Annotated in this window: 13 protein-coding genes and 1 pseudogene; 12 read left to right on the forward strand and 2 right to left on the reverse strand. The window is 67.0% G+C overall.

Features of this window, described 5'->3' with window-relative positions; all coding sequences use genetic code 11:
- The first annotated feature begins 20 nt into the window (after window positions 1-20).
- From WCL10_RS16645 to WCL10_RS16685, 9 genes are all read left to right on the forward strand, one after another.
- Window positions 21-590 carry a DUF4402 domain-containing protein gene (locus WCL10_RS16645; RefSeq protein ID WP_336896778.1) on the forward strand — a complete coding sequence of 190 codons (570 nt, stop codon included), beginning with the start codon at window positions 21-23 and terminating at the stop codon, window positions 588-590.
- Complete coding sequence (locus WCL10_RS16650) at window positions 587-1,150, forward strand: DUF4402 domain-containing protein (protein WP_336896779.1); 564 nt, start codon at window positions 587-589, stop codon at window positions 1,148-1,150. Before WCL10_RS16645 ends, WCL10_RS16650 begins: the two co-directional genes overlap by 4 nt.
- A 142-nt stretch (window positions 1,151-1,292) precedes the next feature.
- Window positions 1,293-1,790, forward strand: coding sequence for a DUF4402 domain-containing protein (locus WCL10_RS16655; RefSeq protein ID WP_336896780.1), 498 nt, complete (start codon window positions 1,293-1,295; stop codon window positions 1,788-1,790).
- 339 nt (window positions 1,791-2,129) lie between these two features.
- A complete protein-coding gene (locus WCL10_RS16660) occupies window positions 2,130-2,627 on the forward strand; it encodes a DUF4402 domain-containing protein (RefSeq protein ID WP_336896781.1) in 498 nt (165 codons plus the stop codon).
- An 85-nt stretch (window positions 2,628-2,712) separates the two neighbouring features.
- Window positions 2,713-3,231: a DUF4402 domain-containing protein gene (locus WCL10_RS16665; protein ID WP_336896782.1), complete on the forward strand. Its 519-nt coding sequence runs from the start codon at window positions 2,713-2,715 to the stop codon at window positions 3,229-3,231.
- Window positions 3,232-3,694: 463 nt separating this feature from the next.
- Entirely contained in the window at window positions 3,695-4,192 is a 498-nt protein-coding gene (locus tag WCL10_RS16670) for a DUF4402 domain-containing protein (RefSeq protein WP_336896783.1), read from the forward strand.
- 74 nt (window positions 4,193-4,266) lie between these two features.
- Window positions 4,267-4,800, forward strand: a complete 534-nt coding sequence (locus tag WCL10_RS16675) for a DUF4402 domain-containing protein (RefSeq protein ID WP_336896784.1) — start codon at window positions 4,267-4,269, stop codon at window positions 4,798-4,800.
- 171 nt (window positions 4,801-4,971) lie between these two features.
- A complete protein-coding gene (locus tag WCL10_RS16680; RefSeq protein WP_336896785.1) occupies window positions 4,972-5,853 on the forward strand; it encodes a hypothetical protein in 882 nt (293 codons plus the stop codon).
- Window positions 5,850-9,692, forward strand: a complete 3,843-nt coding sequence (locus WCL10_RS16685) for a hypothetical protein (RefSeq protein WP_336896786.1) — start codon at window positions 5,850-5,852, stop codon at window positions 9,690-9,692. The genes WCL10_RS16680 and WCL10_RS16685 overlap by 4 nt, the downstream gene beginning before the upstream one ends.
- 21 nt (window positions 9,693-9,713) lie before the next feature.
- On the opposite strand, the gene WCL10_RS16690 is transcribed toward WCL10_RS16685, so the two are convergent.
- Window positions 9,714-11,357 carry a calcium-binding protein gene (locus WCL10_RS16690; protein WP_336896787.1) on the reverse strand — a complete coding sequence of 548 codons (1,644 nt, stop codon included), beginning with the start codon at window positions 11,355-11,357 and terminating at the stop codon, window positions 9,714-9,716.
- A 141-nt stretch (window positions 11,358-11,498) separates the two neighbouring features.
- Here WCL10_RS16690 and WCL10_RS16695 point away from each other — a divergent pair, with 141 nt between their 5' ends.
- Both WCL10_RS16695 and WCL10_RS16700 read left to right on the forward strand, forming a co-directional pair.
- A complete protein-coding gene (locus WCL10_RS16695) occupies window positions 11,499-12,851 on the forward strand; it encodes an amino acid permease (protein ID WP_336896788.1) in 1,353 nt (450 codons plus the stop codon).
- A gap of 119 nt (window positions 12,852-12,970) precedes the next feature.
- Window positions 12,971-13,162, forward strand: a complete 192-nt coding sequence (locus WCL10_RS16700) for a CsbD family protein (RefSeq protein ID WP_336896789.1) — start codon at window positions 12,971-12,973, stop codon at window positions 13,160-13,162.
- Window positions 13,163-13,486: 324 nt separating this feature from the next.
- Here WCL10_RS16700 and WCL10_RS16705 read toward each other — a convergent pair.
- A pseudogene (locus tag WCL10_RS16705) lies at window positions 13,487-13,603 on the reverse strand (IS5/IS1182 family transposase); the annotation flags it as partial.
- Window positions 13,604-13,668: 65 nt separating this feature from the next.
- Here WCL10_RS16705 and WCL10_RS16710 point away from each other — a divergent pair.
- Window positions 13,669-14,840, forward strand: a protein-coding gene (locus tag WCL10_RS16710; protein ID WP_336896793.1) for an IS3 family transposase whose coding sequence is annotated in 2 segments (ribosomal slippage) — window positions 13,669-13,921 and window positions 13,921-14,840 — 1,173 coding nt in all. Because the reading frame shifts where the segments join, the coding sequence is not laid out codon by codon here.
- The last annotated feature ends 52 nt before the right edge of the window (window positions 14,841-14,892 follow it).

A 14,892-nucleotide genomic window follows, 5' to 3' on the forward strand; every position in this document is an offset into this window, starting at 1 on the left:
CGCTTGCGCAGGGATGGCCAGTGCACCGGGTTTACCCCGCTTCCTCGACCCGTTGGAGCCGCTCGATCGCTGCGGCCTTGCTGGGCATGGCCATCGCGGGCATCAGCCCCCCTGCTCATGCCGCCGCGCCTTCGGTCAGTGTCTCCGCAGACCAGGCGCTGCGCTTTGGCAGTTTTTTCACCGATACAGCAGGTACTCGGACTGTTTCTGCAACCGGATCGGTTTCAGGTTCAGCAATTGTGCCGCTCACCGGTTCCGCGCCGGGGCCGGCACAATTCACCTTCACCTATGATCGCGGCAATAATGCCAATACCAACTACTCGCTGCTGATCGCCGTGCTCGTGCCAGGCGTGGCAAGCCAGGTAAGCGGCGGAGTTACCGGAACGATCGCCCGCTTCGATACCGATCTGCCCGGAATTTCGGAGCTTGTCCCCGGCCAGACCGCTCAAATCACCATAACCGGCTGCCAGCGGCGCATCTGCAGCCGCTCGTTCCGCGTGGGCGGCACGCTGCAGGTCACGCGCACGGCAGGCGGCGCCGAACTTGCCATTGCATTGCCAATTGTCGTCACCGTGCTGGCCGAGCTGTGATCCTGCCCCGCCTTCTCCTTGCCGCGAGCACCGCCGCGCTCGCAGCCCCGGCCATGGCCGCGAGCGGCCAGAGCGCCACGGCGCAAGGGCAGGCCGAAGCGGTCGTGGTCGAACCCATCGTGGCCGTCGCGCTCAACGATCTCGATTTCGGCTCGCTCACGGCATCGGCAACGGCCAGCGGCTCGGTGACCGTCGATCCGGGCGGCGGCGCAAGCTATGCCGGAGGTGCAGCGCCTGCTTGTCCGGGCGGCAGCTGCGCCGGGATCGCACCCGCGCGCTTTGCCGTGCGCGGCGAGGCCAGCCGCAGCTACCGTGTGAACGCACCCGCAGCGATCACCGCGACCGGCACGCTCATCGGTTCAGGCGCGACCGCACCCGATCTGGCCATCGATGCGCTCCTGGTCCACCTCGACAGCCACACGGGCGGCGATACCACCTCCGGCAAGCTCGATACCAAGGGCCAGGACCAGATCACCATCGGCGGCAGGCTCAACGTTCCCGCCGGGACGAGCGCGGCCCACTACCACGCAACGCTGACCATTCTCGTAACGTACAGCTAGCATCGATCGCCTCTTTCCCGGGTCCTAACCTTCCGTTAACCATTTCTACTTAGGAAAAATACATAGGAGGACGCCGGAAGGCCCGGTCTCTCCAGTTCCGCCAACTCTCCGGTGCGGGGCGAACGGGACCAGGAGCAAACCGGTGAAGAAGTTTTTTCCCGCAGTGCTGATCGCGCTGACCGTGGCAAGCCCGGCCCTAGCGGGAACGGGCAACACCTCGACCGCGACAGGCACGGCTACAGCAACGATCGTCGCCCCTATCGTCCTGACCCACCCGGCCAGCGCCAGTCTCAATTTTGGCCGCTTCACGCGCGGCACCGGCGGCACGGTAACCGTCACCGCCACGGGCGTGGGCTCGGTCGGCAGCGATGTCACCTTCGTTCCGGGCTCGACCACTGCGGCTGACAGCTTCACCGTGGCGGGCGATGCCAACCGTTCGTACTCGATCGCGACCAGCGGCGGCAACGTGACCTCGGGCGCGACCAACCTTGCCTTCACCACAGCCGCTTCGGCCAGCACGGCGACGCTCAGCGCAACCGGCACTGGCAGCTTCACTGTCGGCGGCACGCTCACGGTCACGGCCACGGCCCCGACCGGCGCCTATTCCGGCACCTACACGGCGACTGTCTCCTACAACTGACAGGACGGCGCACGGCGCCGCATTTGGTTAACGTCAGGCACAACATCAGACAGGGCGGTACGCGATGCGTGACCGCCCTTCCCGCTTTGCGCCACGCGCGCCGGGTCTCGACTATTACCCTTCTATTTCATCTGGTTGATTGCTGAGAATGAAGTCCGAAACGGACTAAATTACGGCCAGTTCTTTGCAAAAGGTTTCCGACCGAGAACCCTTTGTTAACCATATTCACTTAGGACTTTTACCTATCAGAGCACGGGAACAACGGGCCCTGATGAACAGACATTTACCAGCTCCAAGACCGGGACGTTGCGGGGCGACACAGCAATCAGGAGCATCCACGTGAAGAAGATCATTCTCGCTTCCACCCTGGTCCTCGCGACCGCGACCCCCGCCTTCGCCGGCTCGGGCAACACCTCCACCGCCACCGGTACCGCGACGGCCACGATCGTCGCCCCGATCGTGCTGACGCACCCGGCCTCTGCCAGCCTCAACTTCGGCCGCTTCACCACCGGCACCGGCGGCAGCGTGACGATCACTTCGGCGGGCGTCGGCTCGGTCGGCAGCGATGTCACTTTCGTGCCCGGCTCGACCACTTCGGCTGACTCGTTCACCGTCGCTGGCGATGCCAGCCGCTCGTTCTCGATCTCGACCACCGGCGGCAACGTGACCTCGGGCGGCACGAGCCTCGCGTTCACCACTGCAGCTTCGGCCGCGACGGCCACGCTGAGCACCACCGGCACCGCCAGCTTCACGGTCGGCGGCACGCTGACCGTGACCGGCACGGCGGCTGCTGGCGCCTATACCGGCACCTACAGCGCTACCGTCACCTACAACTGAGCCCGGGTTTGCCCGGCTGCCGCTCCCCCCGGGTGGCAGCCGGGCACTCGCCCCAGCGTCTATCTCCGCCAAACAAGGCATGTCCGTGGCCGGCCCCATCCGCTCTTCCCTGATCGCGCTTGCCGCACTCGCGGCGCCGCTCCCGGCGCTTGCTGCGCCCGGCGGCTCGGCGACGATGACCGGAACGGCCAGCGCCACGCTGATCCAGCCGATCACCATTGCCGCCACAGCGCCCCTTCGCTTCGGCCTGATGGCACAGCCGACCGCAGCGGGCACGGTTACTGTCAGCACCACCGGCGCTGTGTCCACCAGCGGCGGCATGGTCGGAAATACCGCGATCGCCCAAGGCGGCGCGGGGCCACAGGCCGGCACCTTCCGCGTCAGCGGCGATCCGGGCCGGCAATTCTTCGTCACCCTGCCGCTGGCCGCCACGGTCACCCGCACCGGCGCCTCGATGACGATCACGCTGTTCACTGTCGGTGCGTTGACCGGCTCGCCCGTAGGCACGCTCGATATCGCAGTGGGCGGAACGCTGGCCGTGGGCGGCGCGCAGCCGGTTGGCACCTACACCGGCACCTACCAGATCACCGCTTCCTACAACTGACGCCTCGCTGAGACGTCCCAGGGGGCCTTAAGGCTCAGCCCCCAAAGTCCGCCCGCACCGCACCGGTCGCGGGCTTTTTTGCGTCCGCGCGACCGGTAAACACCGATTCTTGCCGCGGATCAGCCTGAGCCAAAAAAAATTTCATCGATTTTTCCGGCACCTGGGCGTCATCGGACGGATCTGGAGGCGATGCAGCGCGCCGGCATCAAAGCCACTTTTACGACTATAGCTCGGCCACTTGCATGGTTAACGGCCAATAAAGACTGATTAAATAGATATTTATATTCCCATTCTGGGACATATAATCAGTAAATCGCTGAATAACTACCCATTAACTCGCCCCGAATAGGTAGATTTACGTACCGGATAAGGGCTGTTCGACCCGAGTTCGCAGTACGGCAGTTTCGTGATCCTGTCGCAGCCCAGGGGGGAGGCGCCAGGACTACCTTTCGGGAGCATACACGTGAAGAAGATCATCCTCGCTTCGGTCATCGCCATGGTCTCGGCGACCCCTGCTTTCGCTGCTTCGGGCAACACCTCGTCCGCCAATGGTAGCGCCACCGCCACGATCGTTTCGCCGATCGTCCTGACCCATGACTCGGGCGCCGCCCTTGGCTTCGGCCGCTTCACCACCGGCACCGGCGGCACTGTCACCGTCTCGGTCGCCGGCGTCGGCTCGGTCGGCGGCGATGTCGGTTTCGTGCCCGGCTCGTCCAACTCGGCCGACGCGTTCAGCGTGACCGGCGATGCCGCGCGCTCGTTCTCGATCGCGACCGGCGCGGGCACCGTGTCGAACGGCACCACCTCCATCAACTTCACCACCACCGCTTCGGCCTCCAGCAGCACGCTGAGCGGAACCGGCACCGGCAGCTTCACTGTCGGCGGCACGCTGACCCTGGCCGGTACCGAAGCTGCGGGCGCCTACACGGGCTCGTACTCGGCGACCGTCACCTACAACTGATCGCCTGACCAGACCGGGGGCGCCCAAGGCGGGCAGCCCCCGGTCACATTCTGACCATTTTCCGGATACCCCCGATGTTCCTCCGCCCGCGATTCCTGTCCGGGATGGCGATCATGGCGCTTGCCATGTCGTTCACCCCCGGCACCGCATTCGCAGCCCCGAGCAGTTCCACAGTGAACGGCGCGGCGCAGGCGGCCGTCATCAAGCCGCTGACCATCGTAGCGGTGAATACCCTTTCCTTCGGGCAGCTGACGCGCCCGACTGCGGCGGGAACGGTCGTGCTCGATCCTGCCGGCACCATCTCGACGACCGGCGGCGTGCTCACCAGCACCGCGATCACCCAAACCATCGCACGCGGCCCCGGCACCTTCGCGGTCAACGGCGATCCGGGCCGCCTCTTCACGGTCGACCTGCCCACAGTTGCGATCCTGCGCCAGGGCGCGCGCAACATGCGCCTCAGCGCCTTCCGCAGCAACTGGACCTCGGGCACTGCATTCAGCGCCGCGGGCACTTTCACGCTTTCGGTCGGGGCCACGCTCAATGTCCTGGCGAACCAGACGGTGGGCACCTACACTGGCACATATGCCGTAACTGTGACTTATCAGTAGTCCGCGATTGCCAGCGAATCCGGGAGACTCCATAAGGAGATTAACCTAGTTCGCTTGATCGGGACGTTTCCTTTGCAGACCACCAGACCCGTTGGCTTCGCAGCGACGCTGACGAGTGCCGCATTGCTGGCCTTGGCCTTGCCCGGCAGTGCCCCGGCCCAAACCGCCCCCATGGCCATTTCGGCAGGCTCGGCCCCCGCTCCGGCCGAAGACCCCGCCGCCGCACCGCCTGGCCCCGCCGCGCTGCCTGCAGGCGCCGTGGGCGGCATGGGCGACATCAATCTCTTCCCCAAACGCGTGGTGATCGACGACCGCGCACGGATCGCCAGCGTCGGGCTCTACAACCGCGCCGCCGCTTCGGGCGAGTACGAGATCACGGTTTCCGACATGGCGATGCAGCGCGACGGGCGGCTGGTCGATCTCGCCACGGTCGAGGACCCCGCCGCGCGCGCCGCAGTCCATGCAGCGAGCGGATTCCTGCGCTGGTCGCCGCGCCATGTCACCCTGCCCGCAAGCGAGGCGCAAATGGTGCGGATCATGGCCCGCGTCGCGCCCGATCTGCCGCCGGGCGAGTACCGCTCGCACTTCACCGTGATCTCGGTCCCGCCCGAAACCGGCGGCACCAGCATCGACGAGGCTGCGGGCGGTGAGACCGGACAGGGCATCGGCGTGCGTATCGTGCCGCGCTTCGGCATCTCTATCCCGGTGATCGTGCGCGTGGGCGAGACGACGCTGACCGCAGGGCTCAAGGACTTGCGGCTCAATGCATCGCCCGGCGCCCCGGTGGCGCTGGCGCTGACCATCACGCGCGAGGGCACGCGCTCGGCCTTCGGTGATATCGTGATCACCGCACCGGGCGCGAAGAAGCCGGTGGCCGAAGTCAAGGGTATCGGCGTCTACACCGAAATTCCCGAGCGTGCGGTGCAGGTGCTGATTGATCCGGCCACCGAACCGCGCTTCCTCGCGCGGGGGACCCGCTGGACGGTGAGCTACGTCGATGACGATGTCTCGCCCGGCAAAGTCCTCGCCCGGCAGGAATTCGTCGTGCCGTGAAACGCCGCGAGGGGGACCAGCCACGCGGATCCTCCGGTCGCTTGCGGGTCGTGCTGGGCGCCACCCTCGCGCTCGCGGGTGATGCCGCGCGCCGCGAGCTGACCGCACCTGAAGGCGACGCTCCCGATCCTGCCCCCCAGCGCGAGGCGCGCAAGGCCCGCCGCCCCGAAAAGCTGCCCGAGCCGCGCTTTGCGGTGGAGAGCCCCGCGCCCGAGGCCCCGGCGCCTGCCCGCAAGCGCCGCAAAACCGGGCAGACGCCGCCGTCGGAGCCCGACTTTGCCTCGGCGCTTGCCAGCAGCGCCGCTCCGCCCTCAGCGCCGGTCCCCGCGTATTCCGAAGAAGAGGCGGTCAAGCCGGCCCCGCAGCTCACGCCGCCCGCCGCGCCGTCAGAGAGCATCCCCGCTCCTGCGGCGCTGGTTCAACCGGTACCGGCGGCGCACCAGCCCTCCCCCACCTTTCAGCGCGTTTTTGCCGAGGCGGTGCCCGGCGAGGTGGCTCCCGCCCCCATGTCCGAAGCAGCGCCCGCGCCTGCGGCCGTACCGGCCGCCACGCAAGCGCCGCTGCCTGCCGCAAGCTCGCCAGCCGCCGCGCCTGCGCCTGCCGCCGCCCAGCCGCCACCAGCAGCCCCGGCCTTCGCGGCAGAGCCGGCACCGCCACCACCCTCCGTCGTCCTGGCCGACGCATCGCCGCCCAAGACCGCACCGCCACCGCCCGTGCGCGAGGCCGAACCCGCGCCCGCTGCGGCAGAGCCCGACACCGTTGCCCCCGCAATGGCAGCGCCCGAGGCAGCGCCCTCAGCTCCCACCGCGCCCACACCGCCAACTGCTAAGCCCGCTGCGCCCGCTGCCAACCTCGCCGAGGCGCTCCCTCGCCCGGCTTTCGGCGGCCCGTCCCCGGCGGCCGCACCCGCATCCAGCGTGCCCGCGCCCGCTAGTACCGCACCCAAAGCGGCACCACCCGCGCCGGCGCCAATGCGGGCAGCGCCCGCCGCTTCCCGCCCCACTCTGCTCGCCTCGGCCGCCGCCGTGCCCGCACGGTTCGCGCCGCCCGTTGCCGCTGCGCCACCGGAGGCCGCCTCCGCCCGCCTCGCCTCACGCAGTTTCGGGGACAGCAACCGCGCACTCCCAGAACCCGCCTTCGGCCAGCCCCCGGCGCCCGCACCGCGCGCCGCACTCACCACCAGTCCAGTGCAGGCCAACGGCAACGGTCAGTCCGGCCTCGGTGCGGCCACCCGTGTTCCGGTAATCAGCGAGGATGATGAACTCATTCTCCAGATCGAGACCGCGCAAGGCGAAATGAGCGACACCATCGTCGCCTACGGCCTGCGCCAGGGCGTCTATCTCCCGCTCGGCGCGCTGACCCGCTTCCTCGATCTGCCCATCGCGGTCAGCGATGAGGGCCATTATGCCAGCGGCTGGTTCCTCGATGAAAAGCGCACGCTCACGCTCAACTTGCGCGACGGGACGCTGGTGGTGGCGGGCCGCCCGGTTGCGCTGGGACGCGGCGATGCCGTCGCCTATGAGGGCGAACTCTACGTACGCGCCGAGCGCTTTTCCGATCTGTTCCCGCTCGATCTCAAGGTCGATCTGCGCGCCCAGACCATTGCGGTAAAAACCCACGAGCCCTTCCCGTTCGAGGAACGCATGGTCCGCGAGGCCAGCCGCGAACAGCTCGGCGCCCGCGCCGCGCGCGATTCCGGCCAACCCGCCGCTCGCTTCCCGCGCGAGGAAACGCCATGGCGCGCGCTCTCGCTGCCAGTAGGCGAAACCGAACTGCGCGCGCTGACCGACGATGACATGGGTACGCGGCTGGAGGCGGACTTGCGCCTCGCCGGCGATGTCGCCTTCATGACCGCGCGCGCCTATGCCAGCCTTTCCACGCGCGACGGGCTCACCGCCGCCCGGCTCGAGCTTGGCCGCCGCGATCCCGATGGCGATCTGCTCGGCCCTTTGAAGGCCACCGAATTCCAGCTCGGCGACGTTGCCACTGGCGCACTGCCGATCGGCCTGCGCGGGGTCAGCGGGCGCGGCGCCTTTGTCACCAATGCCCCGCTCGAACAGGCCTCGATCTTCGATGCGGTCGATCTGCGCGGCGATCTGCTCGATGGTTATGAGGTCGAACTCTATCGCAACAATGCGCTGATCGGATCGACCCGCACGCCGGTGAACGGACAGTATGCCTTCCTCCAGGTGCCGGTGGATTTCGGGCTCAACGTGTTCCGCCTCGTGTTCTACGGGCCGCAGGGGCAGCGGCGTGAAGTGGTGCGGCGGATCAGCGTAGGCGACGGCCGCCTAACGCCCGGACAGTTCATCTACAGCGTTGGCGCGGCGCAGAAGGACGTGAACCTGTTCGGGGTGCGCGGGCCCCAGTTCAGCCCGGCCGCCGACTACGGCGCCTGGCGCGCCACAGCGGAACTGGGCTACGGCATTTCGCGCATGGTCACCGCCACGCTCGGCGGGGCCTTGTGGGACAGCGGCGGGCGCCGCCACTGGCTGGCTGCCACGGGTCTCAGGAGCGGCATCGGCTCCACCGCGCTGCGGCTCGATCTCGGCCTGCAGGACGGCGGCGGCAGTACGGTCGAGCTGGGCCTCGGCGGCAAGCTCTTCAGGCTGGCCTACAGCCTCAACCACGCCGAATACGGCGGCGGCGCCAGCGACGAAGTACGCGCCTTCACCAATGATCCGCTGCGCCGCGCCAGCGAGCTCAACCTCAACGCCACGCTCCATCTCGGCAGCGGGCCCAGCGCACGGATCTTGCCGATCACCAGCCAGGTCCGCCGCATCGAGTTCGCCGATGGTCGCCGCCAGACGGGTGCGGCGCTGCGCACTACCCTGCCGCTGGGCGGCGTGCTCCTGTCGAACACCTTCGACTACAACCGCACCAGTGCGCCCGGCACGCCGACCACCAGCCGCCTGCTCGGCACTTTCGATCTTGCCACGATTTCCGGCTCGCGCACGCGTTACCGCGCCGGCATCGGTTATGGCCTCGCCCCAACGGTCAACCTGCAATCGGTGACGGTCGAGGCCGACCGCCGCTTCGGCCAGAGCACGCTGGTGCGCGCCGGGGTGACGCACACTCTTGACGATCATCAGACCACGCTCGGTCTTTCGGCGGTGCGCCGCATCGGCCCGGTCAATGTCGCTTTTGACGGGTCTTACGGCTTTCCCAACCGCAACTTCTCGCTCGCGCTGCGCGTGGGCTTCAGCTTCGGGCGTAATCCGGTGGTCGGTCGCGGCTTCATCGCGCGTCCGGGCCTCACCAGCGGCGGCGCGGTCGCAGTCAGCGCCTTTGCCGATGCCAATGCCAACGGCCGCCGCGATCCGGGCGAGACACCGGTCGAGGGCGTCACCTTCCTCTCGGGCACCGAGGAGGCCCGCACCGATGCAAAGGGTCAGGCCTTCATCGGCAATCTCGGCGATGGCAACCGCGCCTCGGTCCGCGTCGATGCCGATTCGATGCCCGATATCGCGCTTGCGCCCGCGCGGCCGGGGATCGAGGTCGTGCCCCGTCCGGGCCGCATCCACACCAGCGACTTTGCGATCGTGACCCTGAGCGACATCGAGGGCACCGCCTATTTCCGCGCCGCCACCGGCACCCATGCGGTCTCGCGCCTCCAGCTGCGCCTGCTGCGCCCCGACGGCACCATCGCCGCCCGCGCCCGCAGCGAATCCGACGGCTTCTTCCTGTTCGAGCGTCTGCCCGCGGGCGAATACCGCCTCGAACTCGATCCGCAGCAAGCCGCCACGCTCAAGATCCGGCTCGAAGGACCGATCACCCTCACCCTCGGCGGAAAGAGCAGCGTGCTGCGCCAGTCGATCTATGTGAAATCAGCGCAGTAGTGCACCTGCCCGCACCGGGGTTCAGGCAACCAGCCAGATATCATGCGCCGCAAGGGCCGGTGCGCCGCGCAGCTGCGCAAACGCGATGCTGGCCAGCGGGCCGCTGCCGTCCGGATCGTAGGACAGCCGCCCGGTGTCGGTGTTGTAGATGATCCGGTCGGAGGCATCGTGGCCCCGATTGGCGCCGGCAGCCGCGTAAAACGCCTCTTCCGCGAGCATGCCGGCTGGGCCGGCAGCGCCGAAGACAGCCAGCTTCAGGGCAATGGAGTCGGCATCGGCCGCGTGGAAGTCCTTGACCACGTCGAGCGACTGGCCCCGCATCGGCGCGGTGCTGAACACGAAGCTGTCCGCTCCGCCGCCGCCCGTCAGGACATCCCGCCCTGCTCCGCCATCCAGCGTGTCGCCGCCCGCACCGCCCGCCAAGACATCGCCGCCGTCCCCGCCAACAAGAACGTTCGCGGCCGCGTTGCCAACGATACGGTTGGCCAGCGCATTGCCGGTTACATCCGCTGCGGCCGGGCCTATCAGGATCACGTTATCGATGAACTGCTGGCCATAGACGGTGAGATCGCAGGAAACCGTCGAGCGAATGAGGTCCGTTCCGCCAGGATCGACCGTGATCCCCGTTTGCGAATCCGTCTCGTATATGAGGTCCTTCACGTCATCGACGTAGTAGGTGTCGTTGCCCGCCGCGCCCGCCATGACATCCGCGCCGCGTCCACCATTCAGGATATCGTTGCCCGCCCCTCCGGTCAGGTTGTCGTTTTCGGTCCCGCCAAAGAGACGGTCGTTCCCCCCGCCGCCAACAAGCACGTCGCGCCCGCTTTCGCCCATCAGGGTGTTGTTGCCGTCCCCGCCGGTGATGCTGTCATCGCCGGGACCGCCGCGCATCGAGGGCAGGAACGGGAGATCGAGCACATCGTCCCCGTTCGTGCCAAGGCCCGTATCGGCCAGCATCGCGATATCGAGCGCGCTGATACCATAAGCGTATCCCTGCACCGCGCCGAGCCCTGTCATCAGGCCCAGCAGGATATTGCCTTCACGCGGATCAGCCGGGCTGTTGCCGTAGTGGCCATAGTTGCCGTTGGTGATGGGCACGCTGCTGAGGATGTGCTTGGTCGAGGGGCCGACGAAACTGGCGCTGGGATCGCCCGCCAGGACCCGGTAATCAAACGCGGACTTCGTGTTGTCCGCGTAGGTCCCGGTGCTGTTGTCGAAAAATCCGTAGAAACCGAGCCCGTGGCCAAGCTCGTGCAGTATGATCGAAAGGCCGTCGTACTTGTCCGCCGGCAGGTCTCCGCGCGTCGCCGGCGTCGGGTCGAGATAGACCGACGAGAGATTGTCGGCATTCACCCTGATCAGGATATCCGGCGCGTTGTCCCCCCGCTTGATGACATTGCCCTGCAGCCGCAGCGCAAGGGAGCTGACCCAATACTTAGTGTCACCATCGGTTTGGATGACAGCGCCAGCCGCCGGCCCGGCATCGGCCAGCACCTGCGTGGCTTGGCCGTGGATGATCTCGAGCCGGATCAGGACATCAGCGCTGCCCGCGAGCTGGTCTCCCCACAGCCTCAGCGCCTCGTTGCACAGTCCCACAAGCAGATCGGCGGAGTTCTGATCCACGCCGGCCGTATTCACCACATCATAGGTCGCCGTGAGCGTCATCTTGCCTCCAGGCTCCGCGCCATGCTTGTTGTGTGCCTGAGGAACGACATGCTCGCCAGCGGATTTCCGACCGCATCGGACCGATACGCCACACGCTGTCGGGGCTTCCCCCGCCGCCAAATTTCTCTACCGTTCCGCTTGATGCCTTCTCCGCCCGAGCTCTCGCCCCACCACATCCCCAAGCGCATGCTAAGCACCACCGCCGCCGCCGCCGTGGTCATGGGCATGGTGATCGGTGCGGGCATTTTCCGCACGCCGCAGCTTGTTGCGCAAAGCCTTGGCGGGGAAAGCGCGCTGCTGATGGCCTGGGCGCTGGGCGGGGTCTTCGCGCTGATCGGCGCGCTCTGCTATGCCGAGTTGTCCGCCGCCTTTCCCGATACCGGCGGCGACTACCGCTTCCTGCGCGAGGCGTTCGGCGCCGATGCCGCCTGGCTGTTTGCCTGGTCGCGCTTTGCCGTGATCTTCTCCGCCTCAGGCGCGCTGCTGGCGTTCGTGGGGATCGACTATCTCGCCGAACTCGTCCCGATGGGAACTTTCACGCGCGCGCTGGTGGCGGGCGGCATGGTCATTCTCCTCACTGCGCTCAACCTGCGCGGCGTGCAGACCGGAACGCGCGCGCAGATCGCCATGGTCGCGCTCGATGTCGCCGCGCTTCTGGCGCTGGGCGGAGCGGCGCTGTGGTTGGCGTTTCGCGGCATTGCTCCGGCGCTTCCCGGCCCTTCCGCCACCAGCCCCGTCACGCTCGCCGCCTTCGGCCAGTCGATGGTGTTCATCATGCTCGCCTACGGGGGCTTCAACGATGCCTCCACGCTTTCCGCCGAAGTGCGCGGTCCGCGCGACATGACGCGCGCGCTGGTGGGCGGCATGGCGATGATCACGGCGCTCTACATGATCGCCAACTGGGCCTACGTGCGCGGCCTCGGGATGGCGGGTCTTGCTGAAAGCGAGGCACCCGCCGCCGCGCTCATGGCCCGCGCTTTCGGGCAGGCGGGCGAAACGGTGATCGTCATCGGCGTCGCGGTCGCGGCTTTCTCCGTGCTCAACGCGCTGATCATCGTGGGCGGCCGCACGCTCTATACTGCCGCCGAGGACGAGCCCGCGCTCGCCCGCATTGCCGAATGGGATCAGGGCCGAGGCGTGCCACGCGCCGCGATCCTCGTGCAGACCGCGGTGGAACTTGCCCTCATCGCCTGGGGCGCCGCTACCGGCCGCGGCTTCGCGACGATGGTCGATTATCTCTCGCCAATCTACTGGCTGTTCCTGACGATGAGCGGCCTCGCCGTGATCGTGCTGCGCCGCCGCCAGCCTCAGGTGGAACGCCCCTACAAGGTCCCGCTCTACCCCCTCCTCCCCCTGCTCTTCGCTGCCTCCTGCGCGGGCGTTCTGGTCAGCAGCGTGATCTACGTCGGCTGGTCGGGCTGCCTGATCAGCTTCGGCATGCTGGCGCTCGGCCTCGTCGTGCGTACCGGCCTGCGCCTCACGGTCAAGGACTGAGAGAAGCGCGGCGCTGCGCGAGGGGCGAGGCTGGGTAGTTTCCGACAGGTGCCAACCCATGCCGCGCTGCCATAGGCGGGACCTTCGGCACGCACCTTCCTGCGCGCGCCGGAGTTGGAGTGCAGATTAAGGACAAGGACAGGATTGCCGGCTCGCTCGAGCAGGCCGAGGGCGCCATCAAGGAAACCGTCGGCAAGGTCGTCGGTGACGCCAAGCTGGTCGCCGAAGGCCGCGCCGACAAGGTGCGCGGCAAAGTGCACAGCGCAGTGGGCGGCCTCAAGGACGCTGCACGAGACGCGCTGAAGAAATAAGCCTCAAAACCGGGCCGGAGGCACAAGACCAGCCCACTTGTGCCTCCGCCCGCGCCGAAAACCGGACCTGCGCTGCGAGCCTGGGCGGACTGCGCCCGAGACAGCGATTGTTCCCGATGCCGGATTTGCTCGGATGCCGGCGGATTTCGGGATGTGCCCGGAAGGACTCGTGGTGGGCTCTGGTGGTGGACAGGGCTGGTGTCGAACCATGATGAGAACAAATAGGAAACACTGGACTTCGCGAGGGATCAAAATCTGTTCTCCCTCACAACCTCCCACGTAATTGGAGAATTTCGAAACTAAAAATCAAACCAGAGTAGAATCTTAGGAGGCGTTGACAAATTGGCGGGTCCACAGGCGGATTGAGACGATGTGGATGAAGCCGAGGTAACTGTCAGCGGTTTTGTCGTAGCGGGTTGCCAGCCTCCTGGCGTTCTTGATGGTCTGAGCCCGTGGATTTCCTCCAGGTTTGAGTAGAGTCCGGCCCATGAAGGAGTCGGATGGATATGAAGCGGAGCAGGTTCAGCGAGGAGCAGATCATCGCGGTGTTGAAGGAGCAGGAGGCCGGGATGGCGACGGCGGATGTGTGCCGCCGCCACGGGATCAGCTCAGCGACGTTTTACAAGTGGAAGGCCAAGTATGGCGGCCTGGAGGTCTCCGATGCCCGGCGGCTGCGGTCGCTGGAGGAGGAGAACGCTCGGCTCAAGCGTCTCCTGGCTGACGCTATGCTCGACAACGCCATGCTCAAGGAGATCAGCGCAAAAAAGTTCTGACGCCTGGCGCCAAGCGGCAGGCGGTGGCTCATCTCCAGGAGGTTTTCGAGGTGAGCCAGCGCCGGGCCTGCGAGGCTCTGGGCGTGGATCGAACTACGGTGCGCTATGTCAGCCGGCGGCCGGATGATGCCGAGGCACGAACCCGCATCCGCGAGTTGGCGGGGCAGCGCTGCCGGTTCGGCTATCGCCGACTGCACTGGCTGCTGTGCCGGGAAGGATGGACGATGAACCACAAGAAGTTTCGGCGGCTGTATCGCGAGGAGCGCCTGCAGGTGCGCCGACGCGGTGGTCGCAAGCGGGCATTGGGCACGCGGGCGCCCATGGCGATCCCTCAAGGGCCGAACCAGCGCTGGAGCCTCGACTTCGTGTCGGACGCGCTCGTCTGCGGACGTCGGTTCAGGATCTTCGCCTTGGTCGATGACTACAGCAGGGAGTGCTTGGCGCTCATCGCCGACACCTCGATCTCGGGTATGCGCGTTGCCCGCGAGCTCGACCTCGCAATTCTCGAGCGCCTGGCCAAGCCAGCCATGGTGGTCAGCGATAACGGCACTGAACTGACCAGTATGGCGATCCTGCGATGGTCGCGGGATCGCGACGTCGAGTGGCATTACATCGCGCCAGGCAAGCCGCAGCAGAACGGCTTCATCGAGAGCTTCAACGCTCGCCTGCGTGACGAATGCCTGAATGAGACGCTGTTCACCAGCCTCGGCCATGCCCGTCAGGTGTTGGCTCACTGGCGGCACGACTACAACCACTTCCGGCCCCACTCGAGCCTCGGGAACAGAACCCCGGCCGAGCTGGGAACCGGTTCAGTCGGCAAACCGGGTTGGGGGTTAACCCCCAACCCGGTTGTTGCCATCACGCCCAAGCATGGGCATCAAACCGGGCACAGGCTCTACTCATAGCTGGAGACCCGCAAAAACCGATGGCGTTTGTGGGGGTATGGTGATTCATTGA

The sequence above is a fragment of the Novosphingobium sp. genome (assembly GCF_037133355.1).
Taxonomy (GTDB): Bacteria; Pseudomonadota; Alphaproteobacteria; order Sphingomonadales; family Sphingomonadaceae; genus Novosphingobium.